Annotated in this window: 24 protein-coding genes; 15 read left to right on the plus strand and 9 right to left on the minus strand. The window is 62.9% G+C overall.

What is annotated here, in order from left to right; translation table 11 throughout:
• The first annotated feature begins 222 nt into the window (after nt 1-222).
• Nucleotides 223-1,302, plus strand: coding sequence for a carboxylate-amine ligase (locus ACP3TE_RS09415; protein ID WP_105656070.1), 1,080 nt, complete (start codon nt 223-225; stop codon nt 1,300-1,302).
• A 135-nt stretch (nt 1,303-1,437) separates the two neighbouring features.
• Here ACP3TE_RS09415 and bcp read toward each other — a convergent pair whose 3' ends face one another.
• Nucleotides 1,438-1,914 (minus strand): thioredoxin-dependent thiol peroxidase, encoded by a 477-nt coding sequence (bcp, locus tag ACP3TE_RS09420; RefSeq protein WP_426733319.1) that lies wholly within the window; start codon nt 1,912-1,914, stop codon nt 1,438-1,440.
• A gap of 159 nt (nt 1,915-2,073) precedes the next feature.
• On the opposite strand from bcp, the gene ACP3TE_RS09425 reads away from it, so the two are divergent.
• Nucleotides 2,074-2,304, plus strand: a complete 231-nt coding sequence (locus tag ACP3TE_RS09425) for a hypothetical protein (RefSeq protein ID WP_426733321.1) — start codon at nt 2,074-2,076, stop codon at nt 2,302-2,304.
• Here the strand turns inward: ACP3TE_RS09425 and ACP3TE_RS09430 are convergent.
• Nucleotides 2,301-2,558, minus strand: a complete 258-nt coding sequence (locus ACP3TE_RS09430; RefSeq protein ID WP_332728646.1) for a DUF4235 domain-containing protein — start codon at nt 2,556-2,558, stop codon at nt 2,301-2,303. The genes ACP3TE_RS09425 and ACP3TE_RS09430 overlap by 4 nt on opposite strands.
• A gap of 14 nt (nt 2,559-2,572) precedes the next feature.
• Complete coding sequence (locus ACP3TE_RS09435; protein ID WP_426733323.1) at nt 2,573-5,089, minus strand: ATP-dependent DNA ligase; 2,517 nt, start codon at nt 5,087-5,089, stop codon at nt 2,573-2,575.
• 159 nt (nt 5,090-5,248) lie between these two features.
• Here ACP3TE_RS09435 and ACP3TE_RS09440 point away from each other — a divergent pair, with 159 nt between their 5' ends.
• Entirely contained in the window at nt 5,249-6,220 is a 972-nt protein-coding gene (locus tag ACP3TE_RS09440) for a Ku protein (RefSeq protein ID WP_426733325.1), read from the plus strand.
• Nucleotides 6,221-6,223: 3 nt separating this feature from the next.
• On the opposite strand, the gene ACP3TE_RS09445 is transcribed toward ACP3TE_RS09440, so the two are convergent.
• Both ACP3TE_RS09445 and ACP3TE_RS09450 read right to left on the minus strand, forming a co-directional pair.
• Nucleotides 6,224-7,396, minus strand: a complete 1,173-nt coding sequence (locus tag ACP3TE_RS09445; protein WP_332727816.1) for an alcohol dehydrogenase catalytic domain-containing protein — start codon at nt 7,394-7,396, stop codon at nt 6,224-6,226.
• A gap of 47 nt (nt 7,397-7,443) precedes the next feature.
• On the minus strand, nt 7,444-7,614 hold the full coding sequence (locus ACP3TE_RS09450) for a hypothetical protein (protein WP_426733327.1): 171 nt from the start codon (nt 7,612-7,614) through the stop codon (nt 7,444-7,446).
• A 245-nt stretch (nt 7,615-7,859) separates the two neighbouring features.
• Between ACP3TE_RS09450 and ACP3TE_RS09455 the strand changes: the two genes are divergently transcribed.
• Nucleotides 7,860-8,954 (plus strand): hypothetical protein, encoded by a 1,095-nt coding sequence (locus ACP3TE_RS09455; RefSeq protein ID WP_146112201.1) that lies wholly within the window; start codon nt 7,860-7,862, stop codon nt 8,952-8,954.
• A gap of 37 nt (nt 8,955-8,991) precedes the next feature.
• Here the strand turns inward: ACP3TE_RS09455 and ACP3TE_RS09460 are convergent, their stop codons facing one another.
• Nucleotides 8,992-9,912, minus strand: coding sequence for an SDR family oxidoreductase (locus ACP3TE_RS09460; RefSeq protein WP_426733329.1), 921 nt, complete (start codon nt 9,910-9,912; stop codon nt 8,992-8,994).
• Between the two features lie 312 nt (nt 9,913-10,224).
• Between ACP3TE_RS09460 and ACP3TE_RS09465 the strand changes: the two genes are divergently transcribed.
• The 3 genes from ACP3TE_RS09465 to ACP3TE_RS09475 are packed head-to-tail and all read left to right on the plus strand — an operon-like array spanning nt 10,225 to nt 10,941.
• Entirely contained in the window at nt 10,225-10,485 is a 261-nt protein-coding gene (locus ACP3TE_RS09465) for a DUF7218 family protein (RefSeq protein ID WP_105656077.1), read from the plus strand.
• Between the two features lie 24 nt (nt 10,486-10,509).
• Nucleotides 10,510-10,665, plus strand: coding sequence for a hypothetical protein (locus ACP3TE_RS09470; RefSeq protein WP_166650857.1), 156 nt, complete (start codon nt 10,510-10,512; stop codon nt 10,663-10,665).
• Between the two features lie 27 nt (nt 10,666-10,692).
• Entirely contained in the window at nt 10,693-10,941 is a 249-nt protein-coding gene (locus tag ACP3TE_RS09475; RefSeq protein WP_105656078.1) for a hypothetical protein, read from the plus strand.
• A 105-nt stretch (nt 10,942-11,046) separates the two neighbouring features.
• Here the strand turns inward: ACP3TE_RS09475 and ACP3TE_RS09480 are convergent, their stop codons facing one another.
• Entirely contained in the window at nt 11,047-11,463 is a 417-nt protein-coding gene (locus ACP3TE_RS09480; protein WP_426733332.1) for a CBS domain-containing protein, read from the minus strand.
• Nucleotides 11,464-11,656: 193 nt separating this feature from the next.
• On the opposite strand from ACP3TE_RS09480, the gene ACP3TE_RS09485 reads away from it, so the two are divergent.
• From ACP3TE_RS09485 to ACP3TE_RS09500, 4 genes are read left to right on the plus strand one after another with little or no spacing between them, the layout of a single operon-like run.
• Entirely contained in the window at nt 11,657-11,911 is a 255-nt protein-coding gene (locus tag ACP3TE_RS09485; RefSeq protein ID WP_146112202.1) for a hypothetical protein, read from the plus strand.
• Nucleotides 11,912-11,947: 36 nt separating this feature from the next.
• Nucleotides 11,948-12,160 carry a hypothetical protein gene (locus tag ACP3TE_RS09490; RefSeq protein ID WP_105662077.1) on the plus strand — a complete coding sequence of 71 codons (213 nt, stop codon included), beginning with the start codon at nt 11,948-11,950 and terminating at the stop codon, nt 12,158-12,160.
• The gene (locus ACP3TE_RS09495) at nt 12,157-12,753 is read left to right on the plus strand and encodes a cysteine hydrolase family protein (protein WP_426733334.1); all 597 of its coding nucleotides are present in this window, start codon (nt 12,157-12,159) and stop codon (nt 12,751-12,753) included. Before ACP3TE_RS09490 ends, ACP3TE_RS09495 begins: the two co-directional genes overlap by 4 nt.
• Nucleotides 12,744-13,082: a hypothetical protein gene (locus tag ACP3TE_RS09500; RefSeq protein WP_105656083.1), complete on the plus strand. Its 339-nt coding sequence runs from the start codon at nt 12,744-12,746 to the stop codon at nt 13,080-13,082. Before ACP3TE_RS09495 ends, ACP3TE_RS09500 begins: the two co-directional genes overlap by 10 nt.
• 74 nt (nt 13,083-13,156) lie before the next feature.
• Here ACP3TE_RS09500 and ACP3TE_RS09505 read toward each other — a convergent pair whose 3' ends face one another.
• Both ACP3TE_RS09505 and ACP3TE_RS09510 read right to left on the minus strand, forming a co-directional pair.
• On the minus strand, nt 13,157-13,612 hold the full coding sequence (locus tag ACP3TE_RS09505; protein ID WP_426733336.1) for a DUF421 domain-containing protein: 456 nt from the start codon (nt 13,610-13,612) through the stop codon (nt 13,157-13,159).
• On the minus strand, nt 13,612-14,148 hold the full coding sequence (locus ACP3TE_RS09510; protein WP_426733338.1) for a hypothetical protein: 537 nt from the start codon (nt 14,146-14,148) through the stop codon (nt 13,612-13,614). The genes ACP3TE_RS09505 and ACP3TE_RS09510 overlap by 1 nt, the downstream gene beginning before the upstream one ends.
• A gap of 190 nt (nt 14,149-14,338) precedes the next feature.
• Here ACP3TE_RS09510 and ACP3TE_RS09515 point away from each other — a divergent pair, with 190 nt between their 5' ends.
• The 4 genes from ACP3TE_RS09515 to ACP3TE_RS09530 all read left to right on the plus strand — a co-directional run bounded on the left by ACP3TE_RS09515 (nt 14,339) and on the right by ACP3TE_RS09530 (nt 20,459).
• On the plus strand, nt 14,339-14,989 hold the full coding sequence (locus ACP3TE_RS09515) for a 4a-hydroxytetrahydrobiopterin dehydratase (protein WP_105656086.1): 651 nt from the start codon (nt 14,339-14,341) through the stop codon (nt 14,987-14,989).
• Nucleotides 14,990-15,130: 141 nt separating this feature from the next.
• Nucleotides 15,131-16,372, plus strand: a complete 1,242-nt coding sequence (locus ACP3TE_RS09520) for a M20 family metallopeptidase (RefSeq protein WP_426733340.1) — start codon at nt 15,131-15,133, stop codon at nt 16,370-16,372.
• Between the two features lie 268 nt (nt 16,373-16,640).
• A complete protein-coding gene (locus ACP3TE_RS09525) occupies nt 16,641-18,374 on the plus strand; it encodes an ABC transporter ATP-binding protein (RefSeq protein WP_133834816.1) in 1,734 nt (577 codons plus the stop codon).
• Nucleotides 18,375-20,459, plus strand: coding sequence for an ABC transporter ATP-binding protein (locus ACP3TE_RS09530; protein ID WP_426733343.1), 2,085 nt, complete (start codon nt 18,375-18,377; stop codon nt 20,457-20,459).
• The last annotated feature ends 104 nt before the right edge of the window (nt 20,460-20,563 follow it).

Consider the following 20,563-nt stretch of genomic DNA (forward strand, 5'->3'; position numbering starts at 1 on the left):
TACGCAGAACGCAAGCCGCCGAGGCGGATGAAGCTGCGGCCATCCGGATATTCGCAGCCTAGCTGAAAGGGGATTGATCATGCGGCAATCCGTTCCGCGCAAGAAGAATGATGAGCAGTTCCCCGCTAGTTCGCATCAGGCAGGCCAGGTTAGCCAGCAGTAAGTCAACACAGGCCGGTTGCTGGTCCGACGCCCTAGCAGCCATGTTCCGGGAGGCACGAAATGAGCACCTTTGGCATTGAAGAAGAATTCTTCATGTTCGACGCAGAAACAGGGTTGCCGGCCAGCACGGATAAAGAAGCGTTACGGCAAGCGCTGGATTCGCAACGCAATGGCGAAGTGCAGAACGAACTGCTTGCTTGCCAAATAGAACATGCCAGCGCCATCTGCGAAGACCGGGATCAGGCCCTGCATGAGCTGGGAAGTTTCCGCAGTGCTCTGGCAAGCGAAGCGGCCTCCCGCGGCCTGCTGGTCGCGGGTTTGGGCGCGGCGCCGATGATTGCCCAGCAGGCTCCGGAGCTGACCGATAATGCAAGGTATCGGGAAATCGGCAACTTCGTTTCCGGAATAGCGTCAGAGCATTACATGTGCGGTTTGCACGTCCATGTGTCCATCCCTGATTCCGAAGCGGGAATTCGTGCGCTGAACTTCTTGCGCGGATGGCTGCCATTTCTTTGCGCCCTGGGCGCCAATTCTCCGTATTGGAAAGGGGGCGACAGCAACTTTTCATCGTGGAGAACCATTCACTATCGAAAGTGGTCCGTCCAGGGAATTCCGCCGTACTTCAAGGATTCGAAAGACTATGGGACTCGGCTTGCGCGAATCAATGGAACCGATGCAGTTCCCGACCCAGGCCACATCGGATGGTCCGCCCGGTTGTCGGAAAAGTACCCGACACTCGAAATTCGGGTCGCGGACTCGCAGTTGAGAGCGCAGGATTCGGTATTGCTGGCCGTGCTCATGCGAGGGCTGGTCGAGACTGCGGTGGCCGGCGAATTCGATGCGATCGAGTATCTGCCCGAAGTCCTGGACCTCTCATTGTGGCAAGCGGCCAAGAACGGAATCACCGGAGTGCACGTGGACACGCGAACCGGAGAGCAGGTCGCTGTGGAGGAACTGGCCCGCAGAATGCTCCGACTCATTGAGGACGCATTGAGGGCTCATGGAGATTACGACTATGCCGTGATTTCACTCAGGAACATGCTGGAGACAGGCAATGGAGCGGTCCGCCAGCGGGCTGCATTCGAGCGTGGTGCTTTCACGCATCTGTTGGCCAATGCCCATTCCGAGATGCAGATGTAGCTTGCCGTCCAGGGATCCTCAACGCAGACTGCAGACTGCAGACTGCAGACTGCAGGGTGTGGCCGGGGCCGGTGAAAGCTGGCCCCGGCTCGAAGCATCCGGGCTGGCACCGGAAAGATCCGGGTGCGGAATCCTCTAGATTCCGAGGGAATCGCGAAGTCGCGCCACATGCCCTTGGGCATCCACGGCATATTCAATTTGGTGGATGCTGCCGTCTTCATCGATGACTGCGGTGGAGCGCAGGGTGCCGACGACGGTTTTCCCGCCGATGTTCTTTTCACCATAGGAGCCGTAGGCTTTGGCAACTTCGTTGCCCGGGTCGGAAAGCAACGGGAAGTTCAGCGATTCATCGCTGGTGAAGGCTGCCAGCTCTTCTGGCGTGTCCGGAGAAATGCCCAGGACGGAGAATCCTGCGGCCTGCAGGGAATTGAGGTTGTCGCGGAAATCGCAGGCCTCGGTGGTGCAGCCGGGAGTTGCGGCCTTGGGGTAGAAATACACGATGACTTGCTGCCCTGAATAATCCGAAAGCGAGATGGTCTCTCCCTTGGCATCTTGCAGGGAGAAGGCTGGCGCTGGCCGGCCGGCGGTGAGCGGAGAAGAATGGGCAGTCATCGATTCAACTTTCATATAGTGATATTTTGTTTTCATTCTAATTCAGTGGATGCACTCAATGCCAGAGACTTCTGGGATATATTTCCGACGGACTTCTGGAAGGCAATAACCTCGCCATGGACCGTGACGCACACTTCCGAGGCATCAAGGTAGGCTTGAATGCTGCAAAAGCTTGCGTTCCCGTTGGCAGTTCTGCCTGCTGGAGAAGCTGTCGACCGGCCAAATAATCGCCATGACATTTCCGCAGGCCTTCAGCCATCCGCGATGCACCAGGGCAATGGACACCGCGCAGAAAGCTGCCCGGCACCAACGAAAACACCGAGCCGTGCAACTGGGCAGCAGCTGCGCGACCCGGTGCCTCCGGGTACCGGCCAGAATGCGGCCTGCTAGCGATTAGCGGCCTTGGCTTCGAGGGAACGCGTCCACCGTTTGGCCATGGCCTGGATGGCAGAAGCGCTTGCCCCCGAGATCACGGCGAACGCCAGCACCTTGCCTACGGCGGCCTGCTGCTGCTTTTCGGGGTTGGCCAGCGATGGCGGTTCTTCACCCATGGCTTTATGCCAGACCCCGGAGACGAGCTTGGCTCCGAGCCAGCCTGCACCGAGCGAGATCAGGGTTCCGAAGATCTTTGCCAGCAATTTCATGTTCTGCTCCTCTGTTAGCGGTTAGTTGGAGTTTGGTTCCCGGCCGGATCTGCCGGTTCCCAGCGGACCTCATCCGGTTGCTTCTCTTCGCGCCAGCCGCGCCACACCGGGTGGCGCAGAACGCGGTCCGAGGTCAGTTCGCTGTATCGGACTTCTGCCACGTATTTCGGGCTCACCCAGTGCGCATCGCTTTGATGCGCTGCCGGGATGTTCTTGGCCGGGGGAGTCTTGCGTTCGATCTTTTCAAGCCGCTCGCGGATTTCGGCCAGTTGCGTGTCGCTGAATCCGGTGCCCACCCGGCCGGCGTATTCCAAGCCGTCATTTCCCGGAATGGCCAGCAGCAGCGAGGCCAGGCTGCGGCTGCGCGACCCCTGTCCAGACCGCCAGCCAATCACCACAACTTCCTGGTGCCGTTGGTGCTTGAGCTTCACCCAGCTGGTGCTGCGCTGGCCCAGCTCGTAGACGGAGTCGCGTTCCTTGGCCACCACGCCTTCCAGGCCCAGCACACGGCTGGTCTCGATGGCCTGCTCCAAGGTCCCGGTGTGGGCCGGCGGCACCTGCACATACTGGTGGTCGAGCTCCAGGTCCGCAAGCCGTTGGCGGCGTTGCTCGTAGGGCAGGGCAGTCAGATCCACCAGTCCTGCATCCTTGTCATATGGCAATTGCAGCACGTCGAAGACCAGGTACTGGATCCTGATGGCCGAGGCCTGCTTCGTGCGTTTCTTCCGCTGATGGGCCACCCGTTGCTGGAGCAGTGAGAAGTCAGGGCGGCCCGAAGAATCCAGGGCGACGATTTCCCCGTCCACCACGGCGCGCTCTGGCAGCAGCGAACCGAGGATTTCGAGTTCCGGGAAGTCTCCGGACAGGTCATGGCCGTTGCGGCTGATCAGCATGGTTTTGGCGCCATCGGCTACTGCCAACGCGCGGTAGCCGTCCCATTTCATTTCAAAGCTCCAACCCCGCTCGCCGGAGATCTCCCGAGCAGTGCCGGCAGTGGCCAGCATAGGGCGCAACGCTTGGCCCGACAGGTCAGCCACGGCCTGCTTGGCGCTAGGCTCGCGAGCAGCGTCCGGTTCTCCGCCACCGGAATCAGGGGACGATCCCGCCTCGCCTCCGCCCGGCTGTTCCTTGGCCAGCTGCAGCAACCAATTGTCCTTGCCGCCCATCCCTGCGGCCTGGATCAGCACGAACCGCCGGTCCACTCCGCCCAGCCCGCCCTCGCGGGAGCCGGTGAGCACTGCGATGACTTCTTTGCCTCCGCGCCACTTCTCGATGGTGCAACTGCCCGAATCCCAGATCGATACTTCCCCGGCACCGTATTGGCCCTTGGGGATGCTGCCTTCGAAGCTTGCGTAGGAGAGCGGATGGTCTTCGGTCATGACCGCCAAGCGCTGGATTCCTGGTTCCAGGGGTGGGCCTTTGGGCACCGCCCAGGAGACGAGCACTCCGTCGTGCTCCAGGCGGAAATCCCAATGCAGCGCGCGGGCATGATGTTCCTGGATGACAAAGGAGAGGCCGGTGCCGTCCTTTCCGCCCGGCTGCACGGACTGGGAATTCCCGGATTGCTCCGGCACCGGTTCAGGTGTCAGCGCCGCATCGCGCTTGGAGCGGTAGACCGCCAGCCGATCGGGGTCCTGCTGTTGTACCGAGGCCAGCCGCGCCAGCGGATCGATTCCATCAGCAATGCGGTCCAGCACCTCGTGGAAGTCCAGCTGCTCCAACCCCGGCGCTTCGATTTCCTCCCAGGTCCGCGGGGCCGCGACGGTGGGCCGTGCGCGGCCGCGCAGCGAATACGGACAGACGGTCGTCTTCGAGGCGTTGTTCTGGCTCCAGTCCACGAACACCTTGTTTTCGCGCAGCGAGCGCTTCATGCTGGCGAGAACCAGTTGCGGATGCTCCTTCTGCAAGGTGGACGCCAATTCCTTGGCCACCTCGTTGACCTGCTCCGAGGTATATTTGCCATCCAGTCCGGCATAGAGATGGATGCCCTTGGAACCGGAGGTCACCGGAAAGCTGGGCAGGTCCATGCCGTCAAGGATCTCCCGGCAGATCAAGGCCACTTCAGCGCACTGCTCCAAGCCGGCGCCCGGACCGGGATCCAGGTCCAGCACCAGCCGGTCCGGATTGGCAGGTTCCAGCGAGGAATCGAAGCGCCACTGGGGAACATGGATTTCCAGCGCGGCCACCTGGGCCATCCAGGCCAGCACCGCCTCGTTGTTGACTAGCGGATAGATATTGGAGTGAGTCTTGTGCTGCAGCTTGGCCGAGGGAATCCAGCCTGGGGCAGAGTCCTCGAGATCCTTGCGGAAAAACACCTTGCCCGGTTCTTCGAGGGTCCCCACGCCGTCCACCCAGCGCTTGCGGGTGGCCGGGCGCCACGCGGCATGCGGAATCAGCACCGGGGCCACCTGCTGGAAGTAGTCCATGACTTCGCCCTTGGTGGTCCCGGTCTGCGGGTACAGGACCTTATCCAAATTGCTGACCTTCAGCGTGTGCCCCGCGACGGTGACGGTTTGCTCCCTGCGTGCCATGCGCTGTCCTTTGCTTTGCTTTATGTGGGCCAATCTTCCCGAGCGGCGCCGGGGAATCCAGCGTTCCAAGCAAGCTTTGCGTTTCGCGCTGCCAAACCTCAGCGCCGCCTGCCAGTATCGCCGGGGGCCGTGACGCGCTGGCCGGAAAGATGCTTCACTATGCCCATGCGAGCTATCTGGACTGGATCAATTGCCTTCGGCCTGGTGAACGTGCCGGTCAAGGCCTACGGCGCCACCGAGGACCACGACATCGACCTGCACCAGGTCCATGACAAGGACGGCGGACGGATCCGCTACGAGCGCCGATGCGAAGTGTGCGGGAAGAAAATCGCCTACAAGGATCTGGACAAGGCCTATGAGGACGGAGAACGGACCATTGTGCTCACCGATGAGGACATGGACGCGTTGCCTGCGGAGAAGAGCCGTGAAATCGAGGTGGTCCAGTTCGTCCCGGCCAGCCAAGTAGATCCCCTGATGCTGGAGAAGAGCTACTATCTCCAGGCGGACTCCCAATCGCCCAAGGCCTACGAGCTATTGCGCCGAACGCTTCAGGACACCGAGAAGCTGGCAGTGGTGCGCTTCGCCCTGCGCCAGAAGACCCGGCTGGGCATCTTGCGTGTCCGATCCAAGGTGATGGTGCTGCAAGCGGTCATGTGGGCGGACGAGCTGCGCGATGCCGAGGCAGTGGCACCGGAGAAATCCCCGCGGATCAGCGAGCAGGAACTGAAGATGTCTGCCGCCCTGGTAGACCAGTACAGCAGTGATTTCACGCCGCACGAGTTCCAGGATGACTACCAAGTCCAGCTGCAGGCGCTGATCGAAGCGAAAATCGAGCAGGGTGAGGACCTGGATACCGAGGCGACTTTCGGTTCCCCGGACCAGAGCAGCGAGTCCGGGGAGGTCATCGATCTGATGGAGGCGCTCAAGCGCAGCATCGACGGGCGCAAGGCCAAGGCCCCGGCCCAGACCGACGAGGATGGGAAGGCCCCTGCAGCCAAGAAGCCAGCGGCGAAGAAACCTGCGAAGAAAACGGCAGCCAAGAAGCCGGCCACGAAGAAGGCAACGGCAAAGGAGGCCTCCTCCTCGCCACACAAGAAGGAGGCCTCCGGTTCCGGGAAGAAAAGCGCCTAGCCGCTAGGGCTTGAGCACCACCTTGATGCACGCATCCTGCTTCTTCTGGAAGGTCTCGTACATCTGCGGACCGTTCGAGAGCGGCTGCTCGTGGGTGACCAAGTCGTCCAGGCCCAGCGGATCGGCTGCATCCTCGGCCAGCGGCAGCAGCTTCTGGGTCCATGAGCGCACATTGCATTGGCCCTGGCGGATCTGGATCTGCTTGTCGAACAGCTTCACCATCGGCATCGGGGTGGCGGCCCCGGCATAGACGCCGCTGATCGACAGGGTGCCGCCGCGGCGCACGGCATCGATGGCCGAATCCAGCACGCTGGTGCGGTCCGCGGAGACGTTCTCCATGGCCAGCTGCGCGGCCCTGTCCGGCAGCAACCCGGTGGCTTGCTGGAACATCGAGGAGACCGGGGAACCATGGGCTTCCATGCCCACCGCATCGAGCACGGCATCGGGGCCGCGACCGGTGCGCCCGCGCAGTTCGCCCACGGTGTCCTTGGTGAAGTCCAGGGTCTGGATGCCGTGGCGCTCGGCCATGGCGCGGCGTTCTGCCACCGGGTCGATGCCCAGCACCTCATAGCCCAGGTGCCGGCCGATGCGCGCGGCGAGCTGGCCCACCGGCCCGAGCCCGTAGACCGCGAGGGTTCCGCCGTCGGGGACATTGGCGTAGTGCACGCCCTGCCACGCGGTGGGCAGGATATCGGAGAGGAAAAGGTAGCGGTGGTCGGGCAGCTGGTCGCCAACTTTCACCGCACCGTAATCGGCATGGGGCACGCGCAGGTATTCGGCTTGGCCGCCGGGCACCTGTCCGTAGAGTTCGGAGTACCCGAAGAATTGGGCGCCCTTGCCGTGCTTGCGCACCTGTGTGGTCTCGCACTGCGACTGCAGGTCGTGCTGGCACATCCAGCAGTGGCCGCAGGAGATGTTGAACGGGATGACTACCCGGTCGCCTACCGACAGCTTGGTAATGCCGCTGCCGACTTCCTGGACGATGCCCATGGTTTCGTGGCCCAGCACGTCGCCGGCATGCATGTATGGGCCCAGCAGCTCATAGAGATGCAGGTCCGATCCGCAAATCGCGGTGGAAGTGACCTTGATGATGATGTCCCCGGGATCCTGGATCACCGGATCCGGGACATCGCTGAAACCGATCTTTCGCTTGCCTTGCCATGTCAATGCTTTCAAGAGGTTATCTCCTAGTCGTATCGTTGCCGGCGGAACATAAACGCGGATCAGTCGGTATTGAACTGGTCGGTGTCAACCTGGTCCGGATCCTGCTCCTCGGCTGGCTGCTCGAACGCGTCTTCGTGGTCCCCGACAGAATTCTCCTTTTCCTCCGCGGGCTCATCGGGCGTTGGAGTGATCCCCGGGTGCCGCTCTTCTTCTGGCTGGTTGGATTCCATGGATGGTCCTTTCTTCATCAGATGGGCGATGGCACCGACCATTCCACACCGGGCAGCAGGCAACAAGGCAAGTTTGATGGGCATTACCTGTGAGTCGGGGATCCCCGGAATTCCGGGGATCAAGCGTGCACTGCTGGGGCTGATTCCTGCAAGGTTGCTGAACGGCACTGCAGGCGCGGGCGCGACTTCCTAGTGTGTGCTGTGGGAGCGGGCCAAACTGCTGCCCTGAGAGCTGCGAGGTGCTGATGAGCGTGCAAGAGCCCGAGAAGCGCACGGTGGGATTAATTGCCGACCCTGGCATAGCCGACGCGATGGCCAATCGGATCGCTGCCCGGCTGGAAGGGGTCATAGAGAAGCTGCAGGAGCACGAGCAGCAATGGGACGTGCAGGTAGCTCCCTTTTCCCTGCCCTTGGGGGAGAGCGGACGGGTCGCGCTGAACGACAAGGTGCCCAGGCTGCGGGAAAAGCATGGCTGGGACTTCATCATCTACCTCACCGATGCCCCGCACTATGTGCAGAACCGGCCCGTGCGTTCGGTGATTTCCGTCGAGGATGCCTCGGCCGTGCTTTCCATGCCCAGCCTCGGGTTGGCCCGGCCGCGCACCGTGGCACGGGAACTGGCCGAACTGGTCAGGGAATTGGCTACCGGCAAGCAGCCGGCTCCGCCTCCGACCCCGCTGGGACGGGCGATGAGCGTGCACGCCAGCCGGCAGGACGGGCAAAACGAGCAGAACCGCATCTCGAGCATCGAAGGTTTGCGCGGGCGGTTGCTGCTGATTGCCGGGATGGTGCGCAGCAACCAGCCGTGGAAACTGGTGCCGCGGCTTTCCTCCGCGATGGCAGGTGCGGTGGCCACCGGTGCCTTCGGCGTGTTCTACACGAGCATCTGGGCCATGGCCGACTACCTGCCTGCCGGGCGGCTTTCGCTGATCACGGTCTCAAGCATCCTGATCCTCACGCTCTGGCTGCTGCTGCACAACCGGTTGTGGGAGAGGCCCAAGGGCAACCGCCGCCGCGAGCGGATGGTCGTCTACAACGCGGCCACCGTGCTGACGGTCGGGTTTGCCGCGACAGTCATGTACCTGCTCCTGTTCCTCGCCCTGCTGGCAGGCTCGCTGATTGTCATTGACCAGGAATATCTCGCCTACCAGCTGCGCCACGATGTCACGATGGCCGAATACATCAACCTTGCCTGGCTGGCATCCTCGCTGGGAACCATGGGCGGGGCCATCGGCTCCAGCTTTGACGAGGTAAAGGAAGTCCAGCGCGCCACCTTCAGCCAGCGCGAATACGAGCGGAGGAATATGGAATTCACCATCAGCAAGGATGACGTGGAATGATCCCCGGGCCCTATCGCCCGGGGACCTTTTCGCCGTTCTACGGCTGGTTCTTGCCGCCGTTCACGTGAACCGTGGAACCAACCACGTAGGAAGCCTCATCGCTGGCCAGGAACACATAGGCCGGGGCCACTTCCACCGGCTGGCCGGCCCGGCCAAGCCAGGTATCGTGGCCGAACTCAGGCAGCGCTTCGATCGGCTGGCCATCCGAAGGCTGCAATGGAGTCCAGATGGGGCCCGGAGCCACGGCATTGACCCGGATGCCCTTCTTCGCTGCCTGGGACGCCAGCGACTTGGTGAAGTTGCTGATCGCGCCCTTGGTGGCGGCATAGTCCATCAGGTGATCCGAGGGATCGAAGGCCTGGATGGAGGTGGTGTTGATGATGGATCCGCCTTCGGGAAGCACCTGCAGGGCTGCGCGGCTCAAGGCGAACATCGCGAAAATGTTCACATCGAAGGTGGCTTCGACCTGCTCGTCGCTCAGCTCTTCCAGGGACTCGACGCTGATCTGCTTGCCGGCGTTGTTCACCAGGATATCCAAGCCATCCAAGGCGGTCACCGCCTCGTCGATCAATGAATCGCGGTAATTGCGGTCCCGCAGGTCCCCGGGCAGCAAGTGGACTTCGACTCCCGCATCTTCCAGGACCCCGGCAATGGCATCGGCATCAGGCTGTTCGGCGGGCAGATAGGCCAAGGCGACCTTGGCTCCCTCGCGGGCAAAGGCGATAGCCACCGCCGCGCCAATGCCGGAGTCGCCGCCGGTGACCAGGGCGCGTTTTCCGGCCAGCCGGTCCCGGCCCTTGTAGCTGCGCTCGCCATGATCCGCCTTGGGCTTCAGGTCCCGGTCCAGGCCGGGTTCCTCCTGGCGCTGTTCGGGCGGGCTGATCTTTTCCTTGCCGGCGCGGTCTTCGCTTCCGGTACCGAGCGGCTCAGTGCGGTCCTGGGGATTCTTCTCGGGCATGGGATTTCCTCCTGCTGTTGCGGCAGGACGCCGGCGCGGTGCGCTCAGCGGCGTCCGGGTTCACATCCAGTGTGCTCCGGGCCTTCCGCTGCGCGAGGATCACCTCCACCTTCGGCGGCAACAGCCAGACTTTTTTCTGCGAAGATCCAGTTTCGCACCCCGCTGCATGAATTGTGCTACCGCTGAAGTCTGGGATTCAGCGCAAAGTCCGGCAGGGGCACTGTCCCCTGATCAGTGAAGTGGCTAGCGTGGAACGCACAGTGCTGGCACTGCAAAAGGGCCGGCTGGCGAAGCGTGAGAGGGAGGAAACCCATGGCAGGCAAGAGCCGGATCAAGGATGAAGAACTCTACGAGGAGCTGCGCGAGGAGGGGAACTCCAAGCAGAAGTCGGCGCGCATCGCCAACGCCGCCGCCCGCGATGGCCGGTCAGCAGTGGGCAAGCGCGGAGGCAAGGCCGGGGACTACGAGGACTGGACGGTCCGGGAGCTGCAGGACCGGGCCAAGGAAATCGGCATTGATGGCCGTTCTAAAATGCGCAAGGCCGAACTCATCGAAGCCCTGCGCAATTCATAGCAGACCGCCACGGAAGGAGACACAATGAGTGAACGCGAGAAGCCCGAGAATCCGGCTCGCACCACGCAACCGGATGACGATGCCCAGCCAGGCGACGAGCGCGTGGTTCGCCGGGGCAGCATCAACGAGAACACCGAAGATGAATCCGAGGAAAGGGAAGAACGCTATGACGCAGGTTGAACTTTCCTGCCAGCGAAAGGAGAAGCCATGACTGGCAAAGCAGCGGACAGCCCCCGCAAACATCGCGCTGGCCTGTGGCTGGCGATTGTCGGCGGGCTCGTGGCCGTAGGATTCGCCATCTATGCGCTGCTCGCAGCGCCTGACAGCACCTCAGGGCCGCTATGGATCGTGGCCGGCTGGGGCGCATTGGTCTTCATCTACGGCCTGTACCGCGTGATCCGGGGACCGAGCTCCTTGGACGATCCGCGGGGAGGCACAGACGCCAACGGACGGTGACGGCGTTCCCGCCAGGAGAATCGCAGGAGAACAAGGGCAGAGCTTCCGGGAAAACCATGGTTTTCCCGGAAGCTCTGCGTTGTGGTCCGGCTGGGCTGGGAGATCCTAGTCCTGGGAAATCCCTTCGACCAGGTCGCCGGTGCTCTGCTCGTCGTAGTAGCGGGCGACGTCTGCTTGGGCGAGCATGCCGACTAGCGAATGCCCGTCGATGACCGGAAGCCTGCGCACCTGGTGTTCCTGCATGGTGCGGATGGCTTCTTCGACCGAGTCGTCTGCTCCGATGGTGACCGGCTTGCCCTGGGCGTAATCGGCCACCTTGGTGCTGGAAGTCACGACGCCGTCGGCAACGCAGTTGATGACAATGTCGCGGTCGGTGATCGTGCCGGCCAGGCGGTTGTCCTTGCCGCAGATCGGCAGCATGCCGACCCCGAGGTCCTTCATCATCTGGGCGGCCACTTGAATCGAGTCCTGCTCCTTGACGCATTTGGCAGGCGAGGTCATTAGTTCCTTGGCTGCAACCATGATCGTGCTCCTTTCGCGTATTTTTGTGGGACACCCTCCACGCTCCAGCACAGCAAGCACGTCTTCAACCATTGCCAGCGAGCTTGCAGATGCGCCCCCTCGACTCTGGCAACAGCCGATTAATCATGTACTTGTGCAGCCGATAGCTGGTAGTTGGTAGAGCACCGGGAAACGCAACGTGAGGAGAATGACCATGGGATTCATCGACAAAGCCAAAGATGCCATTTCGCATGCTGCCGACAGATTCAAGGATCCCGACAAGGACCTGGTTGAGAATCTCTGGCCGCTGGGGCAACCCGACGACGAGCACCTGCCAGCCGATTCCGGGGAACCGGCAGAAGAGGGCTTGGAGCAGCCCGGCAATCACCTGCCTCCTGTCCAAGGAGCCGACCCGGACCTCGACGATTCCCCGGAAGACCAGTATTCCGAAGGCGACGGGGACCGCTAGCTGTCCCACGGCCAAACCGAGTTCAGGAGGCAAACCATGCAGACCTGCGATATCTGCGGCAATGCGAGCGAAACGGTGTTCACGCTCAGCCGGAACGGGCATTCGGGCCGCTTCGACAGTTTCGAATGCGCCATCCACGCCATGGCCGAAAGATGCACGCACTGCGGTTGCGCCATTCTGGGCCACGCCGTACACCACGGCCAGGAGGCGTACTGCTGCCAGCACTGCGCCGAACACGCTGAGCAATGAGCGCGACAAGCGACTTCAGCCATCCCGCGCTGCTGCTCATTGACCTGCAAGAAGGATTCTTCGAGGACCCGGTTCTGGCACTGGCCCGCCAGGATCTGGCAGCCCGCTGCAACCAGCTGGCCGTCGCGGCGAGGGCCTGCGGGTACCCGGTGATCAGCGTGCGCACCGTGCACAAGGAAGACAAATCCACCTGGACGCTGAAGATGCTCGAAGACGACCAGGGCTACCTGTTCGAAGGAACGGAGCAGGCCGCGTACCTGGCGGAGCTGGAACTGGACGGGGCCATCGAAGTGGTTAAGCGCCGGGACAGCGCGTTCTGGGATACGGAGCTCAAGGACCTGCTGCTGCAGCACCGCGCCAGTTCGCTGGTGATCGCCGGGGTCTCCTCCGAGACGTGCATCTCCGCCACCGCGGCCGATGCCTTCGCTGCGAACTTGCCGGTGGCGTTGGCCACCGACGCCACCGCATCGGCCGACCCGGATTTCGAAGGGACTACCTTGGAATTCATGCGCAAGCAGCATCGGCAGAAGCTGAAGACCACCTTGGAAATCATTACCGATTGGAAACACGAGAAGGAGCTGGAATGTCACTGAATAATTCTGAATTCGACGACGTGCGCAAGGACTCGGACACGGACGAGCCGTTGGATGGGCGCGATAGCCAGCCGGCGGCTGGGTCATCGGATGCACCCCAAGCCCAGGACGCCGAGGATCCATTGCGCGGAGCAGACCGGGTGCTGGAGGAAAACGACGGCGATCCCTTGGCGCTCAATCCCGAAACGCTGCTACCCGAACCGATTGACGGGCAGCGTCCGGTCGACGATACGCTGCTGGACTACCCCGACCAGGATGACGAGCAAGGCCTGGACGCCGAGCGGACCGCCAACCTGCCGGACCAGCGGGAAACACCCGATCAGCAGTAGCGCGCCGGCGGGCTGAGAACCGCAGAAGGGGCATCCCGTGCAGGGATGCCCCTTCTTCCAATTGCATTATATGGTCACGGGAGGGATTCGGCTTCCTGGGTGAAGAAGGAAATCTTGCCGCTGGCTTCCAGAATCGCAAGCCGGATGCTGCTGTAGTTCTCGATGCCTGCCTGGCGGGCGAGCATGCTCAATTCGTCCAGCCCAATGCGCTCGTTGTGCAGGGCCTTGCGGTCCAGGACCCCGTCGCGGATCAGCACAATCGGGCGGCCCTGCATCAGCTTGCCCAGCTTGGGCCAGCGCATGTTGGCGAAGTTCAGTGCAGCGGCCAGGACCACCATGGTGAATACTGCCAGCAAGCTGCCGGTGAGCGAACGGTCCTCCATGGTGATGCCTTGCTGCACCAGGTCGCCCAGGACGACGAACAGCACCAGCTCGAAGGAACTGAGTTCGCCGAGGGTCGATCTGCCGGCGGCGCGCGTAACCAGCCACAGGATGATGAAGGCGGTGGCTGCGCGGATGACTATTTCCATCAGGGGATCCTCCAAGTTCTGATCTTCATGTCGGTGCTTTCGCCGTTGACCGCAATTCCGAGCACGCCCTTGGCGCTCGGCGACCATTCGTCCGAAGCCCGGCCCGTGAGGGTGGCCACCATCTGCCGCGACCCCGGTGCCGGGGCGACCTCGAATTCAATGGTTCCATCAGCTCGGCTCGACTCGGACTCGGGTTCGGGAAAGGCCGAGAAGTCCTCGAAGAGCATGAGATAGTCCTCGCTCAGGTCCAGCGTGATGGTCTCGGGCAAGGGGTTGGCAGAGGTGATCTCAACCCTCAGCTGGATTTCATTGCCGGCACGGACCACCGCGGGATACTGCAGCTGGACCGCGAAGCCGTCGGCCTGTTGTTCCATGCTCTTCTTCTGGTCGAATGCGCCGAGCAGAGCCGCCAGTACGAAGGCTGCAATCACGAGCAGGGCGGCGAGGCTCAGCAGCCGGCGTCTGCGATTGCTGTCCTCCGAGGTGATGTCATCCAGCGTCGAGTCGCTGATCTTGGCCTGGAAGATATTCAGCATGGGATGGGGCCCTCCTTGCGCTCTTGCTATCGAGGCTAAGCCGATTCGCCTGCGCCAGGTCCAGCGGAGTTCCGGTTCACAGGCGGCATCCAGTTCGCAGCGGCTGGCGCTGTTGCCAACCTGTGCGTTGCGGCCGACCGCTTGAGCCGGCCCGGAAGTGGTGCCACAGTTGCACCAGGAGGAGGAGATCATGACCGTAAACGACCGCATTGAAAGCACCGAATTGGCCTCTCGGCTGGAGACTCTGCCGCAGTGGCGCAAGCTGGCCGGCAAGCTCTGCACCGTGTACGAGACCAAGAGCTCGGCAGAGGCCATTGAATTGTTCAGCGACATCGCTGGCGCAGCGCAGATGGCCAACCACCATCCGGATGTGGACTGGCGCTACAACCTCTTGTTCGTTTCGACCGTGTCCCACGACGCCGGTGGCGACATCACCGAAAGGGACCTCGCGCTGGCCTCGGAAATCTCGCAGCGGGCCGCCGCCTTGCATGCCAAGGCGCGTCTGGATTTGATCAAGGTGGTGGAAATCGGCATCGACACCGACGACGCCCAAGCCATATCCGGGCAGTGGGCCGCCGGCCTGGGCTACCGCGAGCAGCCCGACGGCAGCCTCGCCGATCCAGCGGGCAGGTTGCCGGCCATCTGGTTCCAGGACACCCCGACGCCTCATCCCTCCCGGCTGCATCTTGATGTGTGGGTTCCCCACGCCGAAAGCGCTGGCGTGCTTTCGCGGCTGGAGAGCCAAGGTGCGGTGCTCGATGAGCGCAGCGCTCCCGCTTTCACCATAGCCAGCGACCACCAGGGCAACCGCTTCTGCATCTGCACCGAGCAGGACCGCTAGCGGCCTTGGCATGAGCCGGCGATTTCTCCCGTTGCAATCGGCCGGAATCTGGACTGTCCTGCCGGCCAGGGGATAGATTGACAGCGGAAAAGCCAGCGGGGCCTTAGGGGCTCAGATGCTGGGCGCGATGGAAGGAAGCCAATGAGCAGCACCGCACAGGAAATCACCGCCTCGATCTCGCAGCAGCTGCCCTGGCAAGCCGAGCTCTATAAGCATTTCCACCGGCATCCGGAGCTGGGCCTGGCCGAGCACGAGACCTCGGCGCGAATCTGCGAGGAACTTGAGGATCTGGGCTATGAAACCTGCCTGATCGGCGGTACCGGAATCGTCGGAATCCTGCGCAATGGCGAGGGGCCTGTGGTACTGGCCCGGGCCGACATGGATGCCCTGCCGGTCGCCGAGGACACCGGGCTGGAATATTCCTCCACGGTCCCCGGTGCCATGCACGCCTGCGGCCATGACATGCACATGGCCACCCTGCTGGGCGCGGCCAAGTTCCTGGCCGGGAACCGCGAGCGCTGGTCCGGCACCTATCTGGCGTTGTTCCAGCCAGCCGAGGAGACCGCCGCAGGGGCCAAGGCCATGGTGGCCGATGGGCTGGTGGAGAGGATACCGAAGCCCGATGTGGCGCTGGCTCAGCACGTGATGCCCGTCGAAGCGGGGAGGATCGGCACCACCGCGGGACCGATCCTTTCCGCCGGCGACAGCCTGCGCATCACCGTCTACGGGCGCGGTGCGCACGGCTCGATGCCGCATAATTCGGTGGACCCGGTAGTCCTGGCCTCGTCCATCGTGCTCAAGCTGCAGACCATTGTTTCGCGTGAAACCCGGCCCGGGCAGTTCGCAGTATTGACCGTCGGCGCGTTAAATGCCGGTAGCGCGGCGAACATCATCCCGGACCGGGCCCAGCTGCTGCTGAACATTCGCACCTATGATCTCCAGCTGCGCCAGCACGTCATCGACTCCATCGAACGCATCGTGCGCGGCGAATGCGCCGCGGCCGGCTCGCCCAAGGAACCGGACTTCGAGTTCTACGACCAGTTCCCGCTGACCAGCAATGACGCGGTGGCCAACGACCGGATCACCAAGGCTTTCGAAGCCCACTTCGACCAGGGCCAGGTCTACCAGGCCGAACCGGCCACCGCCTCGGAGGACTTCAGCATCATCCCCGATTCCTTCGGCATCCCGTACACCTACTGGACGGTGGGCTGCGCGGATCCGGACGCCTATCGGGCGGCGGTCGCCGAGGGCACCGTTGCCTCGAAGATCCCGGCGAACCACTCGCCATTCTTCGCCCCGGTGATCCATCCGACCCTGGAAACCGGAACCCGCGCCCAGGTGGTGGCCGCCTTGGCCTATCTGGGCCACGGGGCACCGGACTAGGCAGTACGGTGATGTCCGCCGCAAGAGGAGCTGGTGGCAAGTAACCGGCACCTGTCCTGCCGGTAAATACACGGTTTATGATTAACGCCACCATGCCCGGGATCCTGCGGGAATACGGGTACTTGCCAGTGATTGATAAAAATCAATCGCAAGGATGATTCAAAGTGTCCAAGGCGAGCGCTAGACTGGCAATCGCTCTTCAATCACGCTGCCCTTAATCCGAAGGTCCAGCATGCCGGAGAGCTTGATGCCAGCGAGGATTTTCCACATGCTTCTCAAGCTCATCTTGAAACACTCCAAGCCGTACACGGGGTGGATCATTGCCGTAGTCATTTTGCAACTGGCCACCACCGTGGCCACTCTTTATCTCCCTAGCCTGAACGCCAGGATCATCGACGTCGGCGTGGTCGAAGCCGATATCGACTACATCTGGCGCACCGGCGGACTGATGCTGGTGGTGGCCCTCATCCAGGTAGCCACCGCGGTTGCCGCCGTCTACTTCGGGGCCAAGACCTCCATGAGCGTGGGCCGCGACATCCGCCAGTCGGTCTTCGAGAAGGTCTCGACCTTCTCGGCACAGGACGTCAACAAATTCGGCGCCGCCACCTTGATCACCCGCGGCACCAACGACGTGCAGCAGATCCAGATGCTCACCTTGATGGCGTTGAACTTCATGATCACCGCGCCGATCATGTCCATCGGCGGCGTGATCATGGCGATCCGCGAAGATCCCGGACTGTCCTGGCTCGTTTGGGTTTCGGTACCGCTGGTGCTCATTGTCGTGGGCCTGCTGGTCATCAAGCTCATGCCGCTGTTCCGCGATATGCAGACCCGCATCGACGGGATCAACGGCGTGCTGCGCGAGCAGATCACCGGCATCCGCGTGGTGCGCGCCTTCGTGCGCGAAGAGCATGAGACGCAGCGCTATGCCGATGCCAACCAGAAGCTGACCGACCTCGGTGTCAAGGTCGGCAACCTGTTCGTGCTGATGTTCCCGGCGATCACCATGATCCTGCACCTGTCCACCGCCGCCGTGCTGTGGTTCGGCGGGCACCGGGTGGATAACAACCAGGTGGAGGTCGGCGCGCTGACCGCCTTCCTGCAGTACCTGCTGCAGATCCTGATGGCGGTCATGATGGGTACCTTCATGGCCATGATGATTCCCCGTGCCATGGTCTCGGCCGACCGCATCTCCGAGGTGCTCGATAGCGAGCCGAGCATGCTCGACGCCGCCGAACGGCAAATCGCGCTGCCCACCCCGGGCACCGTGGAATTCAAGAACGTCAGCTTCGGATACCCCGGCGCCGAGGCGCCGGTGCTCAACGATATCTCCTTCACCGCCAAGCCGGGGCAGACCACTGCCATCATCGGTTCCACCGGTGCCGGCAAGACCACCTTGCTGAACCTGATCCCGCGGCTCTACGACGCCACCGAAGGCGAAATCCTGATCGGCGGGGTGCCGCTGAGGGAACTGGGACGAGACACCATTTCGCGGAACATCTCCGCGGTGCCCCAGCGCCCCTACCTGTTCTCCGGGACCATCGCCAGCAACCTGCGCTTCGGCGCACAGGACGCTACCGAAGAAGACCTGTGGGATGCGCTGAGGGTGGCCCAGGCCGACGGCTTCGTAGCCGAACGCGAAGGCCAGCTGGATTCGAAGATCTCCCAGGGCGGCACCAACGTGTCCGGCGGCCAGCGCCAGCGCCTGTGCATTGCCCGGGCCCTGGCCGCGAAGCCGAGCACCTACCTGTTCGATGATTCCTTCTCGGCCCTGGATGTGAACACCGATGCCAGGCTGCGTGCGGCCCTGGCCGAACCGACCAAGGACGCCGCGGTGATCATCGTGGCCCAGCGCGTATCGACCATTACCGGTGCGGACCAGATCCTGGTCCTGGACCATGGCGAAATCGTGGCCCGGGGTACCCACGAGCAACTGCTCGAAACCTCGGAAACCTATCAGGAAATCGTGGCATCCCAGCTGAGCGTGGAGGAGGTGGCCTAAATGGCGAAGAAGCAGAAGAATATCGATCCGGAGCAGCTCGAAAGCGAGCTTGCGGACGTCAATGAATTCGATGCCGCGGCGGGAGCCGACGACTGGAGCGGCGGCGCCCCGGTGCGCAAGGCCGAGCATTTCTGGCCATCGGCCAAGCGCCTGGTCGGGCTGATGTCCCCGTACAAGCTGGGCATGGTCCTGGTGTTCGCGCTGATCACCGTGTACGTGGTGCTCTCGGTGATCGCACCGCGGATCCTGGGCAAGGCCATGGACGTGATCTTCGCCGGGCTGATCGGCAAGAACATCCCGGCCGGCACGCCCGCGGAGCTGGTGATCCAGCAGCTGCGCGACTCCGGGCAGGGAACCCAGGCCGACATGCTCTCCAAGGTGGACTTCGTCCCCGGGCAGGGCATCGACTTCACCCAGCTTTCGCAGTACATCCTGATCGTGCTCTCCATGTACTTCGTCGCTTCGCTCTTCTCGTGGGCCTCGGGCTGGCTGCTGAACAAGCTGGTCATGCGCGTGGTCTACAACCTGCGCAAGGACGTCGAGGACAAGATCAACAAGCTGCCGCTGAACTACTTCGACACGCGCCAGCGGGGCGATCTGCTCTCGCGCGTGACCAACGACGTGGACAACATCCAGAATGCGCTGCAGCAGGCGCTGAGCCAGCTGGTCTCCTCGGCCATGACCGTTATCGGCATCGTGATCATGATGTTCGTGGTCTCCTGGCAGATGGCGCTGATCGCGCTGGTGGCCCTGCCGCTGTCGGCAGCTGCCGCGGGCATTATCGGCACCCGGGCGCAGAAGCTGTTCACCGCGCAGTGGAAGAACACCGGCGCGCTGAACGGGCAGATCGAGGAATCCTTCTCCGGCCACGAGCTGATGAAGGTCTTCGGCCGCGAAGCGGACATGGTGGACCGCTTCACCGCCCGCAACGAGGAACTGTACAAGGCCAGCTTCGGCGCCCAGTTCGTCTCGGGCATGATCATGCCGGTGATGAACTTCGTGTCCTACCTGGCCTACGTGGGCATCGCCGTGGTGGGCGGGCTGCGCGTGGCTTCGGGCACGATGAGCCTGGGCGACGCGACCGCGTTCATCCAGTACAGCCGCGAGTTCACCCAGCCGCTGGGCCAGATTGCCGGCGTGGCGAACATGCTGCAGTCCGGCGTGGCTTCGGCTGAACGCACCTTCGAGCTGCTGGACGCCGAGGAACAGGAACCGGACGACGCGCAGGACAGCCTTCCTGCCCGTGCCGACGGGCATGTCTCCTTCAAGAACGTGTCCTTCTCCTACTCCCCGGACAAGCCGCTGATTGAGGACCTGTCCTTCGACGCGGATCCGGGGCACACGGTGGCGATTGTCGGCCCGACCGGCGCGGGCAAGACCACGCTGGTGAACCTGGTGATGCGCTTCTACGAGCTGAACTCCGGGAAGATCATGCTCGATAACCGCGATATCACCGACCTTTCCCGCGCTGACCTCCGCTCGAAGGTGGGCATGGTGCTGCAGGACGCATGGCTCTTCGGCGGAAGCATCATGGAGAACATCCGCTACGGCCGGCTGGATGCCACCGATGAGGAAGTGATCACGGCCGCGAAGGCGACCTTCGTGGACCGTTTCGTGCGCGCGCTGCCCGATGGCTACGACACCATCATCGACGAGGAAGGCACCAACGTGTCGGCCGGCGAGAAGCAGCTGATCACCATCGCCCGCGCGTTCGTGGCCAACCCGTCGCTGCTGATCCTGGACGAGGCGACCAGCTCGGTGGATACCCGTACCGAATTGCTGGTGCAGCAGGCGATGGCTGCGCTGCGCAGCGACCGCACCAGCTTCGTGATTGCCCACCGGCTGTCCACGATCCGCGACGCGGACACCATCTTGGTGATGGAGTCCGGCCGGATCGTGGAGCAGGGCAACCACGAGCACCTGCTGGGGACCCAGGGCGCCTACTACCGGCTGTACCAGTCGCAGTTCGCCGGCCCGGCCGAGGATGTGGATGCGAATCCGGATACGGCTGCGGTGCCCGCGGTAGCGGCCGGAGCCACGGTGGCCAGTGACATGGCACCGGAAGCAAAGGAAGAAACCGAGTAGGACCTTGAGTCGCGAAGACCCCGGCATCTGGCAGATTTTCACTGCCGGTGCCGGGGTCTTTTTGCATTGCCAGGCCTGCTTCTGATCGAACCGCTGCGGCACGC

Source organism: Glutamicibacter sp. 2E12 (assembly GCF_050030965.1).
Classification (GTDB): domain Bacteria; phylum Actinomycetota; class Actinomycetes; order Actinomycetales; family Micrococcaceae; genus Glutamicibacter.